The organism is Synechococcus sp. PCC 7336, assembly GCF_000332275.1.
Classification (GTDB): domain Bacteria; phylum Cyanobacteriota; class Cyanobacteriia; order Thermostichales; family PCC-7336; genus PCC-7336.
The window spans coordinates 4,638,249-4,659,062 of record NZ_CM001776.1; the positions used below are offsets into that span (position 1 = coordinate 4,638,249).

Here is a 20,814-nt window from a genome sequence, read left to right on the forward strand (position 1 = left end):
GGCGATCGCACCACTCAATCCTTGCTCAGCAGGTAATCCACGGCCCGCTTGAGCTGGCCCATTGATTCCGCCAGTATGTCAATTTGCGTTTGAGATCGCTCTTGCGCCTCAAGTAATCTGTCGATTTGCCTGTCTGTGCGCTGTTGTGCTTCCCTTAGTTGGCCGATTTGCTCACTCTGCTGAGAAATTTGCTCACCCTGCCGAGCGATTTGCTCACTCTGCTGAGAAATTTGCTCACCCTGCCGAGCGATTTGCTCACTCTGCTGAGAAATTTGCTCACTCTGTCGAGCGATTTGCCTGTCCTGTCGGGCGATCGCTTCGAGATTATTGGTGCTGGTCTGGAGATTGAGGGAGGCGATTCTTTCCAGCCTGTCCAGTTCTTCTCTGATCTCGGGGGTCATGTTGGGCGTACTCAGTTTTTTCGAGCTTAGCTGATGGAGGCTTCCCGATCGGTGGGTTGGGCGATGTTCTCTGAGCTGGCTGCCGCGATCGCGCTGGTGGAGATGGTTAGAAGGATCGCGAGAAGCAGGTTGCGGGATACAGTCATGGTCAGTAGCGAGGGGGCTTAATCTGGTCTGTCTAGAGCGCCATTCTTTAACCTTCACTCTCCCCAGTCGAACTCTTGCCAAAACTCGCTTTCCTGCAATTGCTCTCTTGCGCGTACTCGATCTAATGCTTGACTTGCCTGCGAATCTATAATTACCGGGTAAAAAAGCAACATCAGTGCTAGGGCTAGCTCGATCGTGATTCCAACATAAGAGGCAAGCTGAACCGTCTTAGCCCAGTTCCTACGCTTTGACTTGCTCATTTCTGGCTCGATCTCTAGGTCCATCGCCCAAGCTAGGGCTAGCATTCCAGCCAATGAAGGTACCGCAATAGCCAAACCAATTAATTGGATCACCAGTCTCGCCTCCACCTAAACAACCTTTGCGATTCGAGAGCAGATAGCAGTTACTCCGCTGCATAGACCACTCGCCAAGCTTCCACGGTATCGAGGCCAATGTCGTTATCAATTGATGCACCAGAGCCTTCAATGGAGATCCGGATCTTGGCCTCACCTGGAGGCGCATTGCGTAATGCTGCAGCTAACTCTTCACTGACAGGAAAGTTCCCGTTTACCCCCTCCAAGTTGTAGACGGTATCCCCAACCTTCACACGCAGACGACTGGTTTCTTGGACTGTTTCGTTGGTGTTGCAAGACCAAAAACCGCACTGTCTCTCTCGGGTGTAAGCGACGACTCTTATATAGTTGCGGCTCCAGTTGGAAATCACTCCAGCATCCTTGTTCCCCCACGTCAAGCTTCCGTCATAGTTGCGATCGAGCACTGCTAAATAATCGCCGTCGAAATCATCTCGAACCATCACTGGTTCGCTCCACGGAATCGACCTACCACTGCTAAAGGCGGTCCTCCAGTCTCCTTCATTGACAATGCGATAACCATCAGCAGTTACTTCACGACCATCCTCCTCAAAGGTTGGCTCGTAGCCTTCGCAACGGCTGTTGTGAGGAAAGCTAGTGCAAAGAGTGTCAAGATCTGGTTCAGCATTGACAGGTACAGCAGCGGCAGACATTCCGGCAAGCAGAAGGCCCGTTCCAATCATTCTCATCAACATAGTTATTGCTCAATAGCTAGTGACAGTGATAGGTATTATTGCTCCGCCGCCTGTGGCAGCCATCGCTATTAGTTCCGCCGGAATGAGCAAGGGCTACTGGCGCTATCAAAATGGCAATGCTCAAAGTAATGCCCGCGATCGGGTACAGCTTCTTTATTGGAGTTCTCACTATTATCACCTAGACAGAGATTTGATAATTACGTCAGAAGAAGCCTTACTGTAAAGAATAAACTATTGCGCACCGCGACATAGGGGCGATCGCATATCTTAAAGCCATCTATCAAACCCCGTCTAAGCAGAGACCCGTAGTTTTTCGACCTTGGGGTTGAGGTGTGTAGTGACCCAAAGACGGTCGGCAAGGACAAGGGGATCGGCATTGATGCGCTGCTCGAAGCACTGGACTTGCTCAATCAACTCGGATTTTTGGGATAATAAGCATGATAGGTGACATCCTCCCGCAGCCATTTTCACAGATGTTCCACTGGCATGAAATCAGGACTGTAGGGGGATAAGGGCAGCAACTCGATATGGAATAAGGTTTAACAGACAGCTACTCCCATCCCGGCGGAAGACTATCTAGTATCGATCTAATCACAGTAAGACTTTCAACCAGTTTTGGGTAGGCAGTCTTAGAGCGGAAAGGGAGTATCTTGTTCAAGTCGAACCGCTTGCCTCATTCGATGCGGTGATTGCGGTCTTTATTCACCGTAACTTTTGCGGTGAATTACTCGCCGTTGCCACTCTGATTCGCTATAATCGCCGCATTAGAAGCGGTGATTATGACTTGGATACATGAGCTAAAGGAATGGCCTGAGTTTACCTGGGATGATTCCCTTCTATCCGCCAAGCTGGCCGACATTCGCTATCAGCAAGGACGCTTGCTTGGGCGCATGGAAAATCTTGGATTCGACTTGCGGCGAGAAGCAAGCCTCAGTACCTTGACTAATGACGTAGTGAAGTCATCTGCCATCGAGGGTGAAGCCCTCAATTCGGAAGAAGTGCGCTCTTCGATTGCAAGAAGACTTGGGTTAGATATCGGGGGGCTAGTCCCCTCGAACCGAGATGTGGAAGGGATTGTAGAAGTAATGCTCGATGCAACCCAGCTCCACTCCAATCCCCTGACAGAGGAACGCTTGTTTGACTGGCATGCCGCCCTATTTCCAACCGGACGCAGTGGTATGCACCGAATTACAGTAGGAGCTTGGCGACCAGAAACTGCTGGACCTATGCAGATTGTCTCTGGTCCGATTGGTCAAGAGCAAATACATTTTGAAGCGCCGATGGCAACGCGCATCCCCAAAGAGATTTCCGCTTTCCTGGCTTGGTTTGAGAGCAGAACGGCTATCGATCCTGTACTGAAAGTAGGTCTGGCACATCTGTGGTTTGTGACTATCCATCCCTTTGAGGATGGAAATGGCCGGATTGCACGAGCGATCGTCGATATGGCCTTGGCTAGAGCAGATGGCACATCAGATCGCTTCTACAGTCTGTCAGCACAAATTGAAGCTGAACGAACAACCTACTATAAGTGGCTCGAGCGACAACAGCGCGGAACGCTCGATGTTACTGCGTGGCTCGATTGGTTTTTGGGCTGTCTTGGGCGAGCGATTGACAGTACTGAAGAGACGCTGGCAAGGGTTCTCTACAAAACGCAGGTTTGGTCATACGTCAATCTGCGTCCCGTCAATCTGCGACAACGTCTAATACTGAATCGGATGCTCGATGGCTTCAAAGGTTTTATGAGTACATCAAAGTACGCCAAGATTGCCAAGTGTTCGCAAGACACTGCCTTACGGGACATCCGCGACTTTCTCGAACGAGGTATTTTCGTTCGGAATGCCGGAAAGGGGCGCAGCACAACTTATCGGCTTGCAACAGCAGAAGAGCTGATATCGATTCAATAGATTCTGGGACCTGATTCAAACTCTAGTCTGAAGTTCCTCTTTGACAAAAGCTAGCTCTAACGGATTCTGTGGCGGCTGGATTGCCAGACTTAAAGCAGAAAATAAGATTCCGTATTTAATTGACAGTCGAGACCGTCTCCCCGATCGCCGCTGACATCTTATCCAGCCACTGAATTAAGAATTCGAGCTGCTGGTTTGCAGGCTGCGACCCCAAGCCACGGACGGCGACTTTACCCGGTTGATAGACAAATCGTGCTTGGAGGTGGTTCGGTAAAACCTCTTTGAGCCTTTCCCAAGCGGGTTCCTCCATCGCGGTTTCTAGAATGACATGAGCTTCCACCGGTTTAATGCGCGCGAAGCCGAGAGATTTAGCCACGTATTTGAGTTCCATCACCCGCAGCAGTTCCTGCACGGGTTTGGGTAGGGGACCGAAGCGATCGCCCCAGTCTGCCGCAATGCCTTTGAGTTCCGCCCGCGAGTTGGCAGCGGCCACCTCGCGATAGGCCGACATCTTCAGATCGGCATCGGCAATATAGCGGGTGGGAATCATGGCAGTCAGATTGAGATCCACCTGCGTGTCATCCACAGTGGGAATTTCTTGACCGCGAATTTTGGCGATCGCCTCGTTCAGCATGTCCATATATAAGTCGAAACCGATCGCATTCATCTGGCCGGATTGCTGGGCACCGAGCAGATTGCCCACACCGCGAATTTCCATATCTCGCATGGCCAGTTGATAGCCAGACCCCAATTGCGTGAACTCCTGAATGGCCCGCAGGCGCTTGCGGGCATCGTCGGTCAACTTGCTTTGCTGGCGATAAAACAACCAGGCATGGGCTTGGATGCCAGCCCGACCCACCCGACCTCTCAATTGATAGAGCTGCGCCAGACCAAAGAATTCGGCATTCTCCACCAGAATCGTATTCACCCTCGGGATATCCAGACCGGACTCGATGATGGTGGTACAGACAAGCAGGTCCGCCTCGCCGTTGTTGAAGGCGATCATGGTGGCTTCCAGTTCCCCTTCCGCCATTTGGCCGTGGGCGATCGCAATACGCAGACTGGGGATCATCAAGCGCAATCGGGCTGCAATTTCTTCGATCCCCTCCACGCGATTGACCACATAGAAGATCTGTCCGCCTCGGTCCAACTCTTGCCGAATCGCTGCGTGAACCTTCTCGGCATCGTAGGGGGATAAGTGGGTTTTAATCGGACGGCGGGAAGGGGGCGGCGTGGTAATTAGGCTCATTTCTCGCACGCCAGACAGAGACATGTAGAGGGTGCGCGGAATCGGCGTTGCCGACAGAGTAAGCACATCCACTTGGGTTTTGAGGGCTTTGATTTTCTCCTTTTGGTTCACCCCAAAGCGCTGTTCCTCGTCCACCACCAATAAACCCAAATCTTTGAACTTGACGGATTTTCCCAACAGTTGATGGGTACCCACCACAATATCCAGTTCGCCGGTTGCCAGCCGCTGTTGAATATCCTTGCGTTCGCCGGCAGTGCGAAAGCGGTTGAGCAGTCCCACTTCGATCGGGTAAGGGGCAAAGCGTTCCCGCAGGGTGTGGTAGTGCTGTTGAGCCAGGATGGTGGTGGGGGCGAGCAGGGCGGCTTGTTTGCCGGAGGTGACTGCTTTGAAGATGGCCCGCAGCGCCACCTCTGTTTTGCCGAAGCCGACATCGCCGCAGACGAGACGATCCATCGGGCGATCGCTCTCCATGTCCTGTTTCACATCCTGGGTTGCCTTGAGCTGATCGGGGGTGGGTTGATAGGGAAAAGAGTCTTCCATCTCCTGCTGCCAGGGGGAATCGCCTGGATAGGGAAATCCCCGTTGTTCCGCCCGTTTGGCGTAGAGTTCCAGCAAATCGCAGGCCACTTTTTGAATGGCTTTGCGAACTTTACCCTTGGTTTTCTCCCAAGTTTTCCCCTGCATTTTGTGCAGGACGGGCTGCTTGCTGCCAGTGGTGCGGAAGCGCGACAGCGTGTTGAGGCGATCGGCTGCCACCCGCAGCGTCCCGTCTGCATATTGAATGGCTAAATATTCGCGGGTTTCCTGATTGAGGGTCATGCTCTCCAACTTGAGGAACCGCCCGATGCCGTGGTTTTTATGTACGACAAAGTCCCCCGGCTTGAGTCGATCGGGGTCTACCTGTTTGGAGACGGCATGGCGGCGTTTGCGAACGTAGCTGGGGGTGGAGAGGGAATGTTGGCCGAAAAATTCGCGATCGGTCACCAGCAGGGTGCGGAAGGTGGGCAGGATGAAGCCTTGTACTTCAGCTAGGCCGGAATATTTGAGGGCGACGGGGGTGAGATCGGCTCCCAATTTATCGATCGCCGGAACGTCATTCGGATTGGGCACATATTGTGCGGGACAGTCGTGTTCTTGCAGCAGGGCAGCCGAGCGAGAGGGCTGGGCGGACACAATCCACACCCGCTGGTGGCGCTTCATTTCATCCCGCAAGGTTTTGGCCAGTTGACCGAATTGATGGGGGATGGAGGGTAGCGATCGGCTGGCTAGATCTAGGCCGGAGTCTTCTGTGACCAGTTCGGAGAGGTGGATCTGCTGGAATTTGTCTAGGGTTTTGGCGCAGGCGTCGAAGTCGCGATGCAGCCGAGAGAGATAGGGTTGTGCAGCTTGAATAGAGTCCCACTGTTCGTCGATGTGCTCGACCCACTGCTGGCTGTGGGCGCGACATTGATCCAGTTCGTCGATCGCCACCACCGCATTTTCCGGCAAATAATCCGCCAGACTGGCAGGCCGATCGAATGCTAGTCCCAAAAAGCGTCTCAGTCCCTGCGGTGATTCTTCCCCCTCTAGGATGGTCTGAATGTCTGGGTGGAGGTCGGCGCATTCCCTCAGGGCTGGCAGGATGGCGGCGCTGTAGCTGGTGGGGGTGAAGGTGATGGTGGGAATGCTGTCTTGCGATCGCTGTGTGGCCGGATCGAATTCGCGAATTTTTTCCAGTTCGTCGCCAAACAGCTCCAAGCGCACGGGCCATTCGGCGGAGACGGGATAGATGTCGATGATGTCCCCCCGACGGCTCCATTGGCCTTCTCGTTCTACTAAGGAGACGCGCTCGTAGCCGAGGCGGCTGAGGCGATCGCTCAGTTCTTTCACAGTTAAGGTATCTCCCGGTTGCAGCCGAAAGCAGAAGTTGCGGAAGACATCGGGTGGGGGCAGGTGGGGTTGGAGGGCGCGTTCGGTGGCGACGATCGCCAGCCGATCGGGGTGGGCGGCGAGGTCGGTCAGGGCTTGCAGTTGGCCCCAGACCAGTTCGTCTTCGGGATCGAAGGGTTCGTAGGGGGAGGTTTCGGTGGTGGGGTAGAAGTGGACGGTAGACCAGCCCATTGCTTCCAGTTGGGTGGACCAGCGACCGGCTTCTTCGAGGGTGGCGGTGATGACCAGCAGGGGGCGATCGCCCTTCTGTGCGAGGGCGGAAGCCACCAGTCCTTTAGGGATGCGGGCTAGACCGCTGAGGGGGAGGGTGCCGTGGGTGGCGAGTTTAGATTGCAGGTCGTCGGCAAGGGGCATTTGCCCCATTGCGCGCACGATGGGTAGGAAGGACATGGGCGATGAGTCGTGGGGTCTATCGATCCATTGTGGTCTCGATTGCGAGCTTAGTGAAGCATCAAGTCTGGGGGCTAGCTGGGCAAAAGTATCAGTTGCTGAGCGGCTCATCGCGATCGGGACTAAACTCACCTCTCGTCATGCAAGAGGTCGCTATATCTAGCTTTGGCCGCAAGGCACACGCGCGACTCAAATCAATGCGTATGATTGAGTAAAGCTGGATGACCCCTCCCCCGTATGGATGACCGCGAGCTAACCACACTTTTGCAAGATTTGGAATCTGACAGGATCGAGCGTAAGGCTTCGGCTTCAGATCCCGCCAAAATCCGGCAGGCAATTTGTGCTTTTGCCAATGACTTGCCAAATCATGGGCAGCCCGGAGTGATTTTCATTGGGGTTCACGATGACGGTGAGTGTGCTGATTTACCCATTACTGACGAACTGCTTCGGACTCTTGCCGATATGCGATCGGATGGCAATATCTTGCCATTGCCAGTCTTGACTATTGGCAAAAAAGTTATCAGTGGGTGCGAGCTGGCGATCGCGATCGTTGAGCCATCTGATGCTCCTCCCGTTAGATTTAAAGGTCGTACTTGGATTCGGGTTGGTCCTCGTCGTGCGATCGCAACTCCAGAGGAAGAGCGCCGCTTAAATGAGAGGCGGCGAGCAAAAGATTTACCATTTGACCTGCGGCCTTTTCCATCCGCCCGCATCGAAGATCTGAATTTAAAACTCTTTCAAAGAGAATATTTAACATCAGCGCTAGCACCAGATGTTTTGGAAGAAAACCAACGATCGGTCGAGCAACAGCTCACATCTCTAAGGTTTGTCACACCAGAGCCAGAAATGGACCCAACCATGCTGGGAATCTTGGTGGTGGGTAAAGAGCCCAGACAATTTATTCCTGGAGCGTACATTCAGTTTGTCAGATTTGCCGGAGTGGAATTAACCGATCCAATTCGCAATCAGAAGGAAATCAATGGCTCCTTGATAGGCTTACTTCGATTATTGGATGAAATTCTTCAAGCTAATATTTCAGTATCCTCAGATATTTCAACGCAACCCATCGAGCTTAGGCAACCCGACTATCCGATCGTAGCGTTACAACAATTGGTCCGAAATGCTGTTATGCACCGCTCTTACGAAGCAACGAATGCTCCTATACGGCTATATTGGTTTGAAAATCGCATCGAGATTCAGAACCCAGGCGGACCTTTTGGTCAAGTTAACGAACGGAATTTTGGCACGGGAATTACCGATTATCGCAATCCGCATCTAGCTGAGGCGATGAGGAATTTGGGGTACGTGCAGAGATTTGGAATAGGAATTCCAACTGCTCAAAAACAGTTAGAGAAGAATGGCAGTCCTCCTGTCGAATTTTTATTTGGTGATTCCTACATGTCGGCGATCGTGAAGAGGCATCCATGAATATCCCAGTTATTGCCTTCTTTAACAACAAAGGAGGAGTTGGAAAAACATCACTTGTCTATCATTTAGCGTGGATGTATCACGATTTAGAATTGCGAGTGGTGACAGCCGATTTCGATCCTCAAGCAAATCTTACGGCTGCATTCTTGGATGAGGATAGATTGGAAGAAATTTGGGAGAAAGAAGATGATTCATATAATACTGTCTATCGATGTATTCGACCTCTGATTAGAGGTGTTGGTGACATTGCAGGGCCACAATTAGAAAGGATCGAAGATGGATTGCACCTTCTGGTTGGAGATTTGCAACTGTCTGGATTTGAAGACGATCTATCTGCTGAATGGCCGGGATGTCTCGATCGAAAGGAGCGATCTTTTCGAATTATTTCTGCTTTCTGGCGACTATTGTCGAAAGCCAGAGAAAGCTGTAGTGCCGATGTTGTTTTGGTTGACCTAGGGCCTAATCTGGGAGCCATCAATCGTGCAGCCTTAATTGCGGCCGATTATGTTGTAGTTCCACTGTCGCCGGATCTATTTTCATTGCAGGGACTGAAGAATTTAGGACCGACCCTGCAACGATGGCGAGAGGAGTGGCAAGAGAGATATAGGAAAAATCCAGCACCAGATTTATATCTGCCACAAGGTAAAATGCAGCCTGTAGGATATGTTGTTCTACAACATGGGGTTCGCTTCGATCGGCCGGTCAAAGCGTTTCAACGCTGGATCGTGAGAATCCCCCAGATTTATAACGATAAAGTTGCTCTGAAACATGGAAAAGCAAATGTAGCTTTGGCTGACGATCCAAACTGCTTGGCATTACTCAAACATTACCAAAGCCTGATGCCAATGGCTCAAGAGGCTCGCAAGCCAATTTTTTATCTGAAGCCTGCAGACGGAGCGATCGGTGCCCACGTTTATGCAGTCAAGAATGTTTATGGAGACTTTAAGTGTTTAGCTCGAAAAATTGCCGAGCAGACTGGATTGCGGTTGCCTTCCGAACCATTACTTCCTGAATCTGAATCGGGTTGACGAGATCTTGTCTGCTATTCACTACCTACTGGAGCTATCCAGATCCAATCATGAATTTCATTGCGCTAGAGGACCTAGACCGTGAATCCTAAGACTGCTCTACAGGCGAGTATTTCTGGCACCGTCTTTGTGGCTTTGTGTTGTTTCACCCCAATCCTAGTGGTGGTGTTTGGAGCTGTGGGATTGAGTGCTTGGGTTGGATATCTCGATTTCGTTTTGCTGCCTGCGCTGGGAGTCATGGTCGGGCTCTCAATTGTTTCGTATTTTCGCTACCGCCGTTATTGTTACCAGGAGTCTGGCAAGCAAGGAGAAGATTTGAGATGAGTGAATGTTGTAGCGTGTCTCAACCGTCCCGGACTCAAAGGATTTGTCCGATTGATGGCAGTTTGGGGCAACCCGTGCAGCCGATTACCCTGAAAAGTCTACTCAGCCCTGCTGCTCTCATACATTTCGAGCCTCAACAATCCTATAGTTTTTGTTCTAGCCCCGCCTGCGAGGTGGTCTATTTTTCGCCACAGGGGCAGACCTTCACAACGGTTGATGTGAAAGTGCCGGTTTGCCAAAAAGAGGGGGGGGAAGATGTGCCGGTTTGCTATTGCTTTGGTTGGACGCGGCAGCGGATGCGGCAGGCGATCGCCCAGAGCGATCCCATTGATGTGTGTGAATTCATCTCCGAGCGCGTTAAAGCTCGTCAGTGCGGTTGTGAGGTGAATAACCCTCAGGGGCGCTGTTGTTTGGCCAATGTGCGAGCGGCGATCGCCTCTATGTCAGATCGATGAACACTGGTGTTGCAGGAAGCCCCAAAATAATTTCGCACTGCCCTGTGATGCTGTTCCGAGCCCACAAAAAAAGCAATTAAAGCAGACGTATCGACCAGAACCGCACGAGTCACAGGCGATCGTACAGAACATCATCAACCGATTCAGCATAGTTAGTCGTTCCTTCTTCCCGGCGATCGCCCACTTCGCCCTCTCTAGCAGGTACCTCAATTGCCCCACACAACTCCCAAGTACTGGTTTGACTAATGTCGAACGGCACAACGTCCCGATTCAAATGCTGTTTCAAAGCCCCCAGAACAATCGCCTGAAGCAACTCGCGATCTACTTGCTCCAGCGCCTCAATCCATTCATCGGGAACCGCAATCGTTAACTCAGCCATCGTCTTGAATCCTAACCAGCCACCCAGAAACTAACACACCCAACGCGATCGCCCCTCAGCCCCTACCGTCGCCAAACTGTCCCTCTCCGCTCGTACTCCAACTCCAACTCCACCGCAGCCATCTCCACCGCCGTCCTCAACACCTCGAAAGGGGCGATCGCATCCAACTCGTCAAACCCATCGAAAATAACCACTTGAACTTTCATGCCAAACGCCTAATTTAAAGACACCACCCCCAGCCAGAGATCCCCAGCCCAATATCCTGACGCGCCGCCAATAACCCAAAACTCCCCTCCAGCCCAGCCCGCGTGCTAGGATTTATGACTGTCCCAATCAGGCGCAGGGCATTGACCGTTCAACCCATTCAAAAGCTACTGATCGCCAATCGTGGCGAAATCGCCCTTCGCATCATTCGCACCTGCGCCGAACTGGGAATCGCCACCGTTGCCGTCTATTCCACTGCCGATCGCGACTCCCTTCCCGTCCAACTGGCCGACGAAGCCGTCTGCGTGGGCGAGCCCCCCAGCAACCGCAGCTACCTCAACATCCCTAACATTATCTCCGCCGCCCTCACCACCGGAGCTGACGCCATCCACCCCGGCTACGGCTTCTTAGCCGAAAACGCCCGCTTCGCCGAAATATGCGCCGATCACAACATCACCTTTGTGGGGCCGCGCCCGGAAAACATTCGCAACATGGGAGACAAAGCCACCGCCCGCGCCACCATGCAGGCCGCCAAAGTACCCACCGTCCCCGGCAGCCCCGGCCTGATTGAATCGGACAAAGCGGCGATCGCCACTGCAGAAGCGATTGGCTACCCCGTCATCATCAAAGCCACCGCAGGCGGCGGCGGTCGCGGTATGCGGGTGGCCTGGAGTGCCGACGACCTGCTGGGCATGATGCGCACTGCCCAAGGGGAAGCCGAAGCCGCCTTTGGCAATGGGGGCGTCTACATCGAAAAATTTGTCGAAAACCCCCGCCACATCGAATTTCAAATTTTGAGCGACAGCTACGGCAACGCCATTCACCTGCACGAGCGGGACTGCTCCATCCAACGCCGCCACCAAAAGCTGCTGGAAGAAGCCCCCAGCCCCGCCCTGACCGATCGCCTGCGACAGGCAATGGGAAAGGCTGCCGTGCGGGTGGCCAAGGCGATTAACTATGTCGGAGCGGGCACCGTCGAGTTCCTCGTGGATAAACACGGTAACTTTTACTTCATGGAGATGAATACCCGCATTCAGGTGGAACATCCCGTCACCGAAATGATTACTGGCCTTGACTTAATTGCCGAGCAATTGCGGGTGGCGCGGGGCGAGAAACTCCGCTGGAAGCAGGCAGATGTGCCGCTGATGGGTCACGCGATCGAGTGCCGCATCAACGCCGAAGAGCCCGATCGCGATTTTCGCCCCCACCCCGGCAAAATCAGCGCCTATCTCCCTCCCGGCGGCCCCGGCGTCCGGGTCGATTCCCATATCTATACCGACTACTCCATCCCCCCCAACTATGACTCCCTGATCGGCAAGCTGATCGTCTGGGGACCCGATCGCCAGTCGGCCATTCAACGCATGCGGCGGGCCTTGGGGGAATGTGCCATTACCGGCGTGCCCACGACGATTAATTTCCACCAAAAGATTCTGCACAACGAGGCCTTCTTGGCGGCGGAGGTCTACACCAATTTCATTCAGAAGCACATGTTGCCGGAGTCTAAATAGCGCGCAGATCGGGCAGGGGCAGGTCGCGATCGCTGGCACGATCCAGCCCCCACTGATGCATCGCATTCAACACTGGCTTCAACTGGCGACCCGCTTCTGTGAGGGAATATTCCACTTTGGGGGGCACTTGTTTGTACACCTCCCGATGGATGATGCCATCCGCTTCCAACTCGCGCAGTTGCTGGGTCAGCATTTTTTGCGTAATGCCGGTCAGGGCGCGGTGGAGTTGGTTAAACCGCCGCGTGCCCTCAAACAGTTCTCGCAAGATCAACACTTTCCAGCGCCCGCCGATCGCCTTGAGGGCAATCTCCACCGGGCAGGAGGCTTTTTCAGTTGGGCCTGACGAATTCGCCATCGGATGGGCCTCAATAGTTTTGTTTTGGCTCAATAGTTTCTTTTGGGTAAGTACCTTACTAAAAAGTGCATACTTACACTTTTCTCTGTGTCATTGTAGATTGAATGCATGGGAATTCGCCAACTGCAAACGCGATATCCCGATCTCGAATTTACCCCATCTTTCAGGACAGAAATTCATGAGCGAACCCGTTATTGCCGATCGCAAGCCCAGCGTGACAACTCTAGAATCCGGCACCTATTATTGGTGTGCTTGCGGTCAGTCCGGCAGTCAGCCCTTCTGTGACGGCTCCCATTCCGGCACTGAGTTTGCACCCCAGGAATTTGCCCTAGAAGAGACTGCCAAAGTGGCATTGTGCAATTGCAAGCACACTGACAATGCCCCCTATTGCGACGGCAGCCACGCTAAACTCTAAAATCTTGACTGCATTCCCCTCACCCACGGATACACGGATATCTGCCAGGAGGTGACCGTGATTACTCTGCGTAAATCTGGCGATCGCGGCCATGCCAACCACGGCTGGCTCGACTCCTATCACACCTTCTCTTTTGCCAACTACTACGATCCCGAGCACATGGGCTTTCGGGCTCTACGGGTCATCAACCAAGATCGAGTCGATGGGGGGGCGGGGTTTGGTACCCACGGCCACCGCGATATGGAAATTGTTTCCTACGTGCTCGAAGGCGGTCTCGATCACAGAGACAGTATGGGTAACGGCTCCACCATTCTCCCGGGCGACGTGCAGCGCATGACTGCGGGTACGGGGGTGTTGCACAGCGAGTTCAACCACTCGAAAACCGATCCCGTGCGGTTTCTACAAATTTGGATCGAGCCGGGTCGGCGGGGGCTCCAGCCGGGGTACGAGCAGAAGCTGTTTTCGCGAGCGGAGAAGCTCAATCAGTTGCGAGAGATCGTCTCTCCAGACGGTCGGGATGGGTCTGTCACCATTCATCAAGATGCTCGCATCTTTGCTGCGATTTTAGAGGCAGGACAAAAGGTCGCGCACCAGTTGAATGAGAATCGCTACGCTTGGCTGCAGGTGGTTCGCGGCGCGATCGCGCTGAATGGATTGCCGTTAGTTGAGGGGGATGGTGCGGCGATCGCGGCGGCTGGAACGCTGACGGTGCAGGCTAGTGAGGAGTCTGAGTTGCTGTTGTTCGATCTAGCTTAGGGACAATTCGATCGATCGCTTTGCTGCGAGGGCTCGCGAGGCTTGGAAGGTATGGGTTTGCTAGCTTTTCAGGGTTGACCGATGCCTGCATGCCCTCACCCCCGGCCCCTCTCCCTTGGGAGAGGGGAGGAAGAAGCGGACGTAATTTTTTGCTTTTCTGCTCCTGCAGTTATGGTTGACGCTGCGGGGAGGAAGCAATGGCTGTGTGAGGGACTGGCACTTGTCAGGTCGTTTTGGGTGTAAAGCTTTGAGGGCGATCGCCGGTTGGGGTGGTTTTTGAGGCTTTGCCTGCTATTTTGGAGGCATTCGCGGCGGATAAATTGTGACGGTATGAGTGGGTTAGCCGATCGCCCGTTTGGCAAAGTTTTTATTAGCTATGCGCGTGAGGATGAGTGTTGGGCTAAAGAGCGCACTCGCGTGTTGCGGGGGGTTGGGGCGACGGTATTTTTCGATCGCGACAGTATTCTGGCGGGTTCGGCTTGGCCGGAGCAATTGCGGCGGGAGGTGGAAGGGGCCGATCTGGTTTGGCTGATGTGGTCGAAGTCTGCGGCGCAGTCGGATTGGGTGCGGCAGGAATATACGGCGGCGTTGGCGGCGGTGTTGGGGGAGAGAATTGGCGATCGCGAGCAGTTGTTAGATTTTGCGATTGCCCGAGAGAAGCAGTATTGGCAGCGCAAGGCAAGAGATTTGGGCTTGCCAGAGGAAGAGGATGAAGCTCTCAGTGGAGGCGCGACTGCTGTTGTGTTGGCAGGGGGCTCCACCGCAGCGAGATATCACTCCAACGCACTGAGATATCACTGCACTGCAGCGAGATATGACTCATCCGCAGCAACGATCCATTGATTACGTCAGTTCGACAGATGTCTGGTCCCCATCCCCTAAACCTTTCCCCTCTCGCGAAGCGTGGCGTCAGCCGTAAGTTTGAGGAAAAGGGAATAAAACGATAAATTGCGGATTTGAGGCTGTTGCTCCCCTCTCCCTGGGGAGCTATCCATTAGGCACAAGTCGATGGAGAGCTTACTGTGACTGGATTATAAACTGCAGTAGAGACTGAAGCAGTTGTAGCCGGAGGGAGAGAAACCATGCAAGATTGGGTCAGCCAAGAAATCAACCCGATCCACTTCGCCGATTTGCGACATGCAAAGCGGTTGGGGCAGATCGTCACAGACTTGAGTGAGCAGCCCACAGCGAGCGTGCCTCAGGCGAGTGGGAATGCCTCAGTGGCCCAAGGAACCTATCGATTTTGGGCCAACCCGAAGGTGAGCACGAGCAGCATTCTGGACAGTCATCGTGATGGAGTGGTCAGGCGGGCCCTCACGGGCAAGACGGTGCTGGCCATTCAAGACACAACGGATTTCGACTTCACCACTCACCCCCAGACCGAAGGGCTGGGCTTCATCAATCAAAGCCATCAACAGGGAATCAAAGTCCACAGTTGTTTTGCGGTGAGCGGCGAGGGAGAACCCTTAGGTCTGTTGAGTCAATTCATCTGGAATCGCAAACAGCGGCGCGGGAAGAAAGAAAAACGCTCAGTGACTCCCATCGAGCAAAAGGAAAGCTATCGCTGGATAGCAACTCTCGCAGCCGTAGAGCGAGAGCTCGCGGGCCAAGAGCAAGTGGTTCATATTGGCGATCGAGAAGCAGACATCTTCGAACTGTTTGCCCATCCCCGTGCGGACAACAGGGAGTTACTCATCCGCGCAAGGCACAATCGCAAACTTAGCCACGAGCTGGGCAAGTTCATCCCCACCCTCGAACAAGCCCCAGTCTTGGGAGCGATGAGCCTGCAAGTGCAGCGTAATCCCAAGCGAGCGGCCCGCATTGCCCAGTTGCAGGTGCGGGCGATGGCGGTGACGCTGGAGGTGCCATCGCATCACCTCAAAGCCGCGAGCTTAGAGCCCGTGCGCCTCAATGCCATCTTCGTGGAAGAAACCGTCCCCCCTGATGATGGCGCTCAGCCGATTCGCTGGTTTCTGCTGACCAGCTTGCCAGTTGAGAGCTTCGAGCAGGTCTGTCAGTGCATCCGCTGGTATAGCTACCGCTGGCTGATTGAGCGGTTTCACTTCACCCTCAAAAGTGGCTGTGGCATCGAACAGCTCCAACTGCAAAGCTATGAGCGCTTGCTCAAGGCTCTGGCAACCTACAACGTTGTAGCTTGGCGATTGATGTGGCTGACCTACCGCGCTCGACTCACCCCGCAAGCCTCCTGTGAGCTCGTTTTACAGCCTGCTGAATGGCGGCTGTTACGACGCAAGTTTGTGCCGAAAAGTCGCTCTCAAAAGCCACCCACTCTGCAACAGGCAATGCTGTGGATTGCTCGATTGGGAGGCTTCTTGGCTCGCAAGGGCGATGGCAACCCTGGATTGAAGACGCTTTGGCGAGGGCTGACCAAACTCCACCATTTGCTTGAAGGGGCTCAACTGGCTTCTCAAAGCTAGTGCCTGTCTATGGTTCAGCTACTTTTGCCTAATGGATAGCCCTGGGGAGAGGGGCCGGGGGTGAGGGCCAGAGCCATCCAACTCAGGTATTTATTCGAGCGAGCGATCCTCCTGCACCTGCAAGATTGAGTTATCGACAAGCAGCCCGAACTTGCTAGGCTGAGCGCAAAGACCGATCGCTCCCAGCCGATCGGTAACCGGTGGCCTCAGTGAACGATCGCATAACCGTCCTTTTTGCAGATATCTGCAACAGCACGACCCTCTACGAAACACTGGGCGATCGCGACGCCCAGCGCACCATTGGAGCATCGTTAATGCAAATGAGCGCGATCGTGCGAGATTGCAATGGCAAACCCCTCAAACTCTTGGGAGATGGCATTATGGCCGCCTTCGATCGCCCCGAAGACGCCTGTCGAGCCGCCTGCGAAATGCAAGCCCAACTGACCGACTACTTCCGAGCGGGGTCGATTCGCTCGGGATTGCGGGTGGGTTTAAACTGCGGCTCCGCGATCGCCCAAGACGAAGATCTGTTTGGGGATGCCGTCAACATCGCCGCCCGCCTAGCCGAAGATGCCAATGTCAATCAAATTTTGACCACCCGAGAGACGATTGAGACATTGCCGCCTCAATGGCAAGAGATGACCCGCCCCGTAGGGCAGTTGTTCGTCAAAGGCAAGCGGGAACAAGTGGAAGCGTGGCAACTGATTTGGCAAAAAGAAGGACTCACCATTGCTCGATTCGAGGTGGGCACAGCCAAGCAAACCTGTGCCGCCATAGAAGTGCGCTTGGGCGATCGCACCGAACGGGTGGATCGAGATCGCCCCAGTTTAACCATCGGTCGGGTGGAAGAGAACGATCTCAGGGTCAACCGCGATCTGGTCTCCCGCCAACACGTTCGGATTGAATTTCGCCGCAACAAAATCGTCCTGATCGATCGCAGCACCAACGGTACCTTCGTCTATCTCGACTCCGAGCAACCCACCTTCGTCCGTTGGGAAGAATTGGTATTGAAAGGCAGTGGTTGGTTGGGACTGGGACAGGAAATGTCACCCGAAGAACCGGGAGCAATTCAGTTTCTCTGCAGCCGTTCCCCCGAAGTCAGCGATCGCAGTCACTGAGCCATCGATGCCTACCATGCTTGAATCTCCTTATCAAGGCTGCCCCTCCCCTCTCCCTTGGGAGAGGGGCCGGGGGTGAGGGCCACACACTGCGCAACACAAAGGGGACATCGTGAGCCACATTACCTTTGCTTGGACAGAAGCCGATCTCCGGGTGACCCGCACCGTCGATCTCGATCGAGCCACACAACCCCAAGGCAGCATTCGCATCGGTCGCGACCCCGAGCAATGCCATCTCGTCCTGCCTTCGGTCACCGATCGCGATCGCACTGTCTCCCGCTGCCACGCCGAGATCGCCCTCGACACCAGTCAATATGGCTTTTATCTGCGCAATCTCAAACCCAATAACCCCGTCTATGTGGACGGTCAGTTAGTCGGCGATCGCCTGCGGCTCCGGCAGGGCAGTCTCATTCGTCTGGGTCGAGTCGAGATCGTCGTCGAAGCGATCGCCGCCGTTCCAGAAACCATCATTGAGCCCTCCCCCGGCCAACAACCCACCCTGATTTCCCCCCCTGCAGATCCCTCTCCCCCTTCAGGCAATCTGGCATCGCCTCAGTTCGACAGTCCCATGCCCCCCACCAATCCGCATCAAGCCCCGCCGAGCCCGGATGCCGAGCCCCCAGCCGTTATCCCCCAGCCAACCCCAGCAACCCCTATCGAGGCTGCCGAGTCCATCCTCGATCGCGTTAAAGATCGCCTGTTCTCCTGCCCCAACGGCCACAAATACGAGCTAGAAGAAGCCAAACAATTGGGCTGGATTTGCAAATTTGATGGCTATCTCATCACCAGCACCTTTGTCGCCGATTAGACTGCTAAATTTGCTTTTTTACGAGGATTTACAGAATGTAGCAGGTTTTTCTGTCAACGTTTAAGAAATGCAATCCATGATTGCCGCATTCAGTCAAGCTCGTTCATGATTGCAGTTGAGATAGGCAGGTAAAATATGTCCGGCACGATCGCCATTACACTCAGTTGGACCGAGCCCGATACGGGGCTGGCGCGCCAAGCAACCTGTCGGGCGCCGATCGTCTTGGGCAGAGTGGCGAGTGCTTTGCCTGCCACCCTTGGAGACCGCTCCACCCACCCCATTGTTCTGGACTACACCAATATTTCTCGCTACCACCTGCTGATTGACTGGCAGGGCGATCGCCTGATGGCGATCGATCGCAACAGCCGTAACGGCACCTACCTCAACGGACAGCGGATTCAGCAAACGCAATTATCCAGTGGAGCCGTCGTGCAGCTAGGCCCCTATGCCATTCAGGTCAGCTACGCGAGCGCCGCTGGTACGGCAGAGGTTCCCCCCATCGCCGCCTCGACAGGCCAACCCAGGCCCCTCGTCCGCCGCCTGCGCAGCTCTCGGGAATTGCTAGAAGATCGACAGATCGACCCAGCAGAGCTCGCGGCTAGCGGCTTACCGGTTGCCGAAATTGACTTCGCCACCGTCGGAGGGGGGTTGGGCAGTTATATTTGGGCCGATTATTTGCGCATTTTTGGTGCCGCTGTCGATCGCATCGCAGCCTTGGGCATGCGCGGGCAAGCTCCCTACGACAACTACAAACGCCTCTGTCTCAATTCCCAAATTCCCTTACACGAACGCCTGCGTTCCAACTCGGATTCCTGCCCCGACAACATCTGGGGTTGGCCCAGTTATGCCCTGCGCGAAGCTTGTCACGACTTGACCCACGGCAGTATTGCCACTGCAGCGCGCTATCTGTGGCAGGTGTTTGCCGAACCCACATTTGTCGAAACCTACACCCCCCGCGCGGGCAATGTGTTCGACTCGATCGATCGCGAAGCGAACCGAATTGGTTGGGATCGCATCTGGCGCTACGGTCGCGTCAAATCCATTCGTCAGACCACCGATGGCCGCTACGCGATCGCCTACGCCCAATCGGAAGATCGCAGCGATCCGGCCTTCCTTTTGGCCCGTTACGTACTCGTCGCCACCGGCTATCCCAAAATCCAGTTTTTGCCCGACCTGCAAACCTACCGCGAAACCTACGGCGACTTTAAGTCAGTGGTGAATGCCTACGAAGATTGCAGCCACGTCTACCAACAACTGGCCCAATCGGGCGGTACGGTGCTGTTGCGGGGGCGAGGCATCGTGGCCTCTCGCATCATTCAGCGACTCTCTGAAATCCGCCAGCAGACGGGGGCTGACGTACGGGTGTTGCACTTAATGCGATCGCCCAAACCCAAAGGCAATCGCTATCGCTGGGCGCAACGCAGCGTCGCCCACCACTTCGAATTTCAACCTTTTAACTGGCCCAAAGCATGCTGGGGCGGAGATTTGCGGGATGTCTTGGAGCAAACCGACGAGCGGACGCGAGACGACCTGATTAAAGTCTGGGGAGGCACCACCACCGCCGATCGACGCGACTGGCGAGAACTGACCGAACGCTCTCTGTCGCAGGGATGGTACTCGATTCGTTTTGCCACTGTCACTGCAGTGCAACCCAATCCTGCTGGGGGCACGATGACCCGAGTCAAAGAAGAGGCGGGGGAGCGGGAGATCGAGGCCGACTTCATCATCGACGCCACCGGACTCGACGCGGAGGTGAAATTCAATCCCATGCTGGCAGATCTGGTCGATCGCTATCAGCTCCCCCTCAACCCCCGCAAGCGGATTGCCGTGGCCAATGATTTTGAAATTACGCCCCTGCGCCAAGCGCGCGGACGCATCTATGCGATCGGGGCGATCGCCTTCGGCGGCCCTTATGCTGCCGTCGATAGCTTTCTAGGCTTGCAATATGCCTGCCAGCGGGTGCTCGATAACATGGTCGAGTCGGGTGCCCCTAGCATTACCCGCCTGAACGGCTGGGGTTCCCTCTGCCAGTGGCTGGCATGGGCGGCCAACCAAGCGCCCGATCGTCGGAGGATTAGCCCGTGACCCCCACTCTGCTAGGCCGCTGGCAAACCCGCAGCCTCCTATTTTGGACGTTTGGCCTGATTGTCTCCATTCCCTTCGGGATTAACGCCATTGCGATTCTGATGGCGGCCTTTATCTTCGGCTTGGGCTGGGATGCTCTCTATACCCTCATGCAAAAATTTCGCTGGGACCGCGACTGGCCTGCCGCCCTCCAGCTCTTCGCCGGTATTTGGGAAGGATTGGTACTGTGGGTCGTCTTTCCGTTTCAGTTTAGTTGGCTGCATTACAGCCTGGTGTGGCTGTCGGTGTTTGTCGCTTCCCAAAGCCTGATGCGGATCCTGTTTCCCCGCTGGCGATTTTTTGGCGGTCGCTGGTTGTAAGGTGGATGCGATCGCTGCCATTGCCGCCATTGTTGTATCGAGTATCTCTAGTGACCGAGTTTGGGGAT

General features: G+C 54.6%; 22 protein-coding genes. 14 read left to right on the forward strand and 8 right to left on the reverse strand.

Annotation, left to right across the window (positions count from 1 at the left end; translation table 11 throughout):
• Window positions 1–14: 14 nt before the first annotated feature.
• The 4 genes from SYN7336_RS21960 to SYN7336_RS33145 form a co-directional block, all read right to left on the reverse strand.
• Window positions 15–401 carry a hypothetical protein gene (locus tag SYN7336_RS21960; protein WP_017328100.1) on the reverse strand — a complete coding sequence of 129 codons (387 nt, stop codon included), beginning with the start codon at window positions 399–401 and terminating at the stop codon, window positions 15–17.
• A 200-nt stretch (window positions 402–601) separates the two neighbouring features.
• Window positions 602–901 (reverse strand): hypothetical protein, encoded by a 300-nt coding sequence (locus tag SYN7336_RS21970; protein WP_156820280.1) that lies wholly within the window; start codon window positions 899–901, stop codon window positions 602–604.
• A gap of 50 nt (window positions 902–951) precedes the next feature.
• Window positions 952–1,572, reverse strand: coding sequence for a hypothetical protein (locus SYN7336_RS27260; RefSeq protein WP_038026184.1), 621 nt, complete (start codon window positions 1,570–1,572; stop codon window positions 952–954).
• A gap of 58 nt (window positions 1,573–1,630) precedes the next feature.
• Window positions 1,631–1,792 (reverse strand): YHYH domain-containing protein, encoded by a 162-nt coding sequence (locus SYN7336_RS33145; protein WP_369791866.1) that lies wholly within the window; start codon window positions 1,790–1,792, stop codon window positions 1,631–1,633.
• A gap of 601 nt (window positions 1,793–2,393) precedes the next feature.
• Here SYN7336_RS33145 and SYN7336_RS21980 point away from each other — a divergent pair.
• Complete coding sequence (locus SYN7336_RS21980) at window positions 2,394–3,518, forward strand: Fic family protein (RefSeq protein WP_017328104.1); 1,125 nt, start codon at window positions 2,394–2,396, stop codon at window positions 3,516–3,518.
• Between the two features lie 115 nt (window positions 3,519–3,633).
• On the opposite strand, the gene mfd is transcribed toward SYN7336_RS21980, so the two are convergent.
• Window positions 3,634–7,086 (reverse strand): transcription-repair coupling factor, encoded by a 3,453-nt coding sequence (gene mfd / locus SYN7336_RS21985; RefSeq protein WP_017328105.1) that lies wholly within the window; start codon window positions 7,084–7,086, stop codon window positions 3,634–3,636.
• A gap of 237 nt (window positions 7,087–7,323) precedes the next feature.
• On the opposite strand from mfd, the gene SYN7336_RS21990 reads away from it, so the two are divergent.
• From SYN7336_RS21990 to SYN7336_RS22005, 4 genes are all read left to right on the forward strand, one after another.
• Window positions 7,324–8,514 carry an ATP-binding protein gene (locus SYN7336_RS21990; protein ID WP_017328106.1) on the forward strand — a complete coding sequence of 397 codons (1,191 nt, stop codon included), beginning with the start codon at window positions 7,324–7,326 and terminating at the stop codon, window positions 8,512–8,514.
• The gene (locus tag SYN7336_RS21995) at window positions 8,511–9,542 is read left to right on the forward strand and encodes a ParA family protein (protein ID WP_017328107.1); all 1,032 of its coding nucleotides are present in this window, start codon (window positions 8,511–8,513) and stop codon (window positions 9,540–9,542) included. The genes SYN7336_RS21990 and SYN7336_RS21995 overlap by 4 nt, the downstream gene beginning before the upstream one ends.
• A gap of 81 nt (window positions 9,543–9,623) precedes the next feature.
• Window positions 9,624–9,866 (forward strand): mercury resistance system transport protein MerF, encoded by a 243-nt coding sequence (gene merF / locus SYN7336_RS22000; RefSeq protein ID WP_017328108.1) that lies wholly within the window; start codon window positions 9,624–9,626, stop codon window positions 9,864–9,866.
• Window positions 9,863–10,321: a copper chaperone Copz family protein gene (locus tag SYN7336_RS22005; RefSeq protein ID WP_026101223.1), complete on the forward strand. Its 459-nt coding sequence runs from the start codon at window positions 9,863–9,865 to the stop codon at window positions 10,319–10,321. Before merF ends, SYN7336_RS22005 begins: the two co-directional genes overlap by 4 nt.
• Before the next feature lie 109 nt (window positions 10,322–10,430).
• On the opposite strand, the gene SYN7336_RS22010 is transcribed toward SYN7336_RS22005, so the two are convergent.
• Both SYN7336_RS22010 and SYN7336_RS32075 read right to left on the reverse strand, forming a co-directional pair.
• The gene (locus tag SYN7336_RS22010; protein ID WP_017328110.1) at window positions 10,431–10,700 is read right to left on the reverse strand and encodes a hypothetical protein; all 270 of its coding nucleotides are present in this window, start codon (window positions 10,698–10,700) and stop codon (window positions 10,431–10,433) included.
• A 62-nt stretch (window positions 10,701–10,762) separates the two neighbouring features.
• Window positions 10,763–10,906, reverse strand: coding sequence for a hypothetical protein (locus tag SYN7336_RS32075; RefSeq protein ID WP_017328111.1), 144 nt, complete (start codon window positions 10,904–10,906; stop codon window positions 10,763–10,765).
• A 114-nt stretch (window positions 10,907–11,020) separates the two neighbouring features.
• Here SYN7336_RS32075 and accC point away from each other — a divergent pair, with 114 nt between their 5' ends.
• Window positions 11,021–12,412 (forward strand): acetyl-CoA carboxylase biotin carboxylase subunit, encoded by a 1,392-nt coding sequence (gene accC, locus SYN7336_RS22020; protein ID WP_051039860.1) that lies wholly within the window; start codon window positions 11,021–11,023, stop codon window positions 12,410–12,412.
• Here the strand turns inward: accC and SYN7336_RS22025 are convergent.
• Window positions 12,405–12,767, reverse strand: coding sequence for a helix-turn-helix domain-containing protein (locus SYN7336_RS22025; protein WP_038026187.1), 363 nt, complete (start codon window positions 12,765–12,767; stop codon window positions 12,405–12,407). The genes accC and SYN7336_RS22025 overlap by 8 nt on opposite strands.
• A 178-nt stretch (window positions 12,768–12,945) precedes the next feature.
• Here SYN7336_RS22025 and SYN7336_RS22030 point away from each other — a divergent pair, with 178 nt between their 5' ends.
• The 8 genes from SYN7336_RS22030 to SYN7336_RS22070 all read left to right on the forward strand — a co-directional run bounded on the left by SYN7336_RS22030 (window position 12,946) and on the right by SYN7336_RS22070 (window position 20,746).
• Window positions 12,946–13,182, forward strand: coding sequence for a CDGSH iron-sulfur domain-containing protein (locus SYN7336_RS22030; protein WP_017328114.1), 237 nt, complete (start codon window positions 12,946–12,948; stop codon window positions 13,180–13,182).
• Between the two features lie 57 nt (window positions 13,183–13,239).
• Window positions 13,240–13,938 (forward strand): pirin family protein, encoded by a 699-nt coding sequence (locus SYN7336_RS22035; protein WP_026101224.1) that lies wholly within the window; start codon window positions 13,240–13,242, stop codon window positions 13,936–13,938.
• A 330-nt stretch (window positions 13,939–14,268) separates the two neighbouring features.
• The gene (locus SYN7336_RS22040) at window positions 14,269–14,781 is read left to right on the forward strand and encodes a toll/interleukin-1 receptor domain-containing protein (RefSeq protein WP_017328116.1); all 513 of its coding nucleotides are present in this window, start codon (window positions 14,269–14,271) and stop codon (window positions 14,779–14,781) included.
• A gap of 239 nt (window positions 14,782–15,020) precedes the next feature.
• Complete coding sequence (locus SYN7336_RS22045) at window positions 15,021–16,376, forward strand: IS4 family transposase (RefSeq protein ID WP_017324427.1); 1,356 nt, start codon at window positions 15,021–15,023, stop codon at window positions 16,374–16,376.
• A gap of 209 nt (window positions 16,377–16,585) precedes the next feature.
• On the forward strand, window positions 16,586–17,494 hold the full coding sequence (locus SYN7336_RS22050; RefSeq protein WP_017328117.1) for an adenylate/guanylate cyclase domain-containing protein: 909 nt from the start codon (window positions 16,586–16,588) through the stop codon (window positions 17,492–17,494).
• Window positions 17,495–17,606: 112 nt separating this feature from the next.
• On the forward strand, window positions 17,607–18,302 hold the full coding sequence (locus SYN7336_RS28415; protein WP_017328118.1) for an FHA domain-containing protein: 696 nt from the start codon (window positions 17,607–17,609) through the stop codon (window positions 18,300–18,302).
• 135 nt (window positions 18,303–18,437) lie between these two features.
• Entirely contained in the window at window positions 18,438–20,387 is a 1,950-nt protein-coding gene (locus SYN7336_RS22065) for an FHA domain-containing protein (protein ID WP_017328119.1), read from the forward strand.
• Window positions 20,384–20,746, forward strand: coding sequence for a hypothetical protein (locus SYN7336_RS22070; protein ID WP_017328120.1), 363 nt, complete (start codon window positions 20,384–20,386; stop codon window positions 20,744–20,746). The genes SYN7336_RS22065 and SYN7336_RS22070 overlap by 4 nt, the downstream gene beginning before the upstream one ends.
• The last annotated feature ends 68 nt before the right edge of the window (window positions 20,747–20,814 follow it).

Bases quoted from the DNA above. Each gene is read 5' to 3' on its own strand.
- SYN7336_RS21960 (WP_017328100.1), bottom strand. From the start codon at position 401: ATGACCCCCGAGATCAGAGAAGAACTGGACAGGCTGGAAAGAATCGCC.
- SYN7336_RS27260 (WP_038026184.1), bottom strand. From the start codon at position 1,572: ATGTCTGCCGCTGCTGTACCTGTCAATGCTGAACCAGATCTTGACACT.
- SYN7336_RS21980 (WP_017328104.1), top strand. From the start codon at position 2,394: ATGACTTGGATACATGAGCTAAAGGAATGGCCTGAGTTTACCTGGGAT.
- mfd (WP_017328105.1), bottom strand. From the start codon at position 7,086: ATGTCCTTCCTACCCATCGTGCGCGCAATGGGGCAAATGCCCCTTGCC.
- SYN7336_RS21990 (WP_017328106.1), top strand. From the start codon at position 7,324: ATGGATGACCGCGAGCTAACCACACTTTTGCAAGATTTGGAATCTGAC.
- SYN7336_RS21995 (WP_017328107.1), top strand. From the start codon at position 8,511: ATGAATATCCCAGTTATTGCCTTCTTTAACAACAAAGGAGGAGTTGGA.
- SYN7336_RS22005 (WP_026101223.1), top strand. From the start codon at position 9,863: ATGAGTGAATGTTGTAGCGTGTCTCAACCGTCCCGGACTCAAAGGATT.
- SYN7336_RS22010 (WP_017328110.1), bottom strand. From the start codon at position 10,700: ATGGCTGAGTTAACGATTGCGGTTCCCGATGAATGGATTGAGGCGCTG.
- SYN7336_RS32075 (WP_017328111.1), bottom strand. From the start codon at position 10,906: ATGAAAGTTCAAGTGGTTATTTTCGATGGGTTTGACGAGTTGGATGCG.
- accC (WP_051039860.1), top strand. From the start codon at position 11,021: ATGACTGTCCCAATCAGGCGCAGGGCATTGACCGTTCAACCCATTCAA.
- SYN7336_RS22025 (WP_038026187.1), bottom strand. From the start codon at position 12,767: ATGGCGAATTCGTCAGGCCCAACTGAAAAAGCCTCCTGCCCGGTGGAG.
- SYN7336_RS22030 (WP_017328114.1), top strand. From the start codon at position 12,946: ATGAGCGAACCCGTTATTGCCGATCGCAAGCCCAGCGTGACAACTCTA.
- SYN7336_RS22040 (WP_017328116.1), top strand. From the start codon at position 14,269: ATGAGTGGGTTAGCCGATCGCCCGTTTGGCAAAGTTTTTATTAGCTAT.
- SYN7336_RS22045 (WP_017324427.1), top strand. From the start codon at position 15,021: ATGCAAGATTGGGTCAGCCAAGAAATCAACCCGATCCACTTCGCCGAT.
- SYN7336_RS22065 (WP_017328119.1), top strand. From the start codon at position 18,438: ATGTCCGGCACGATCGCCATTACACTCAGTTGGACCGAGCCCGATACG.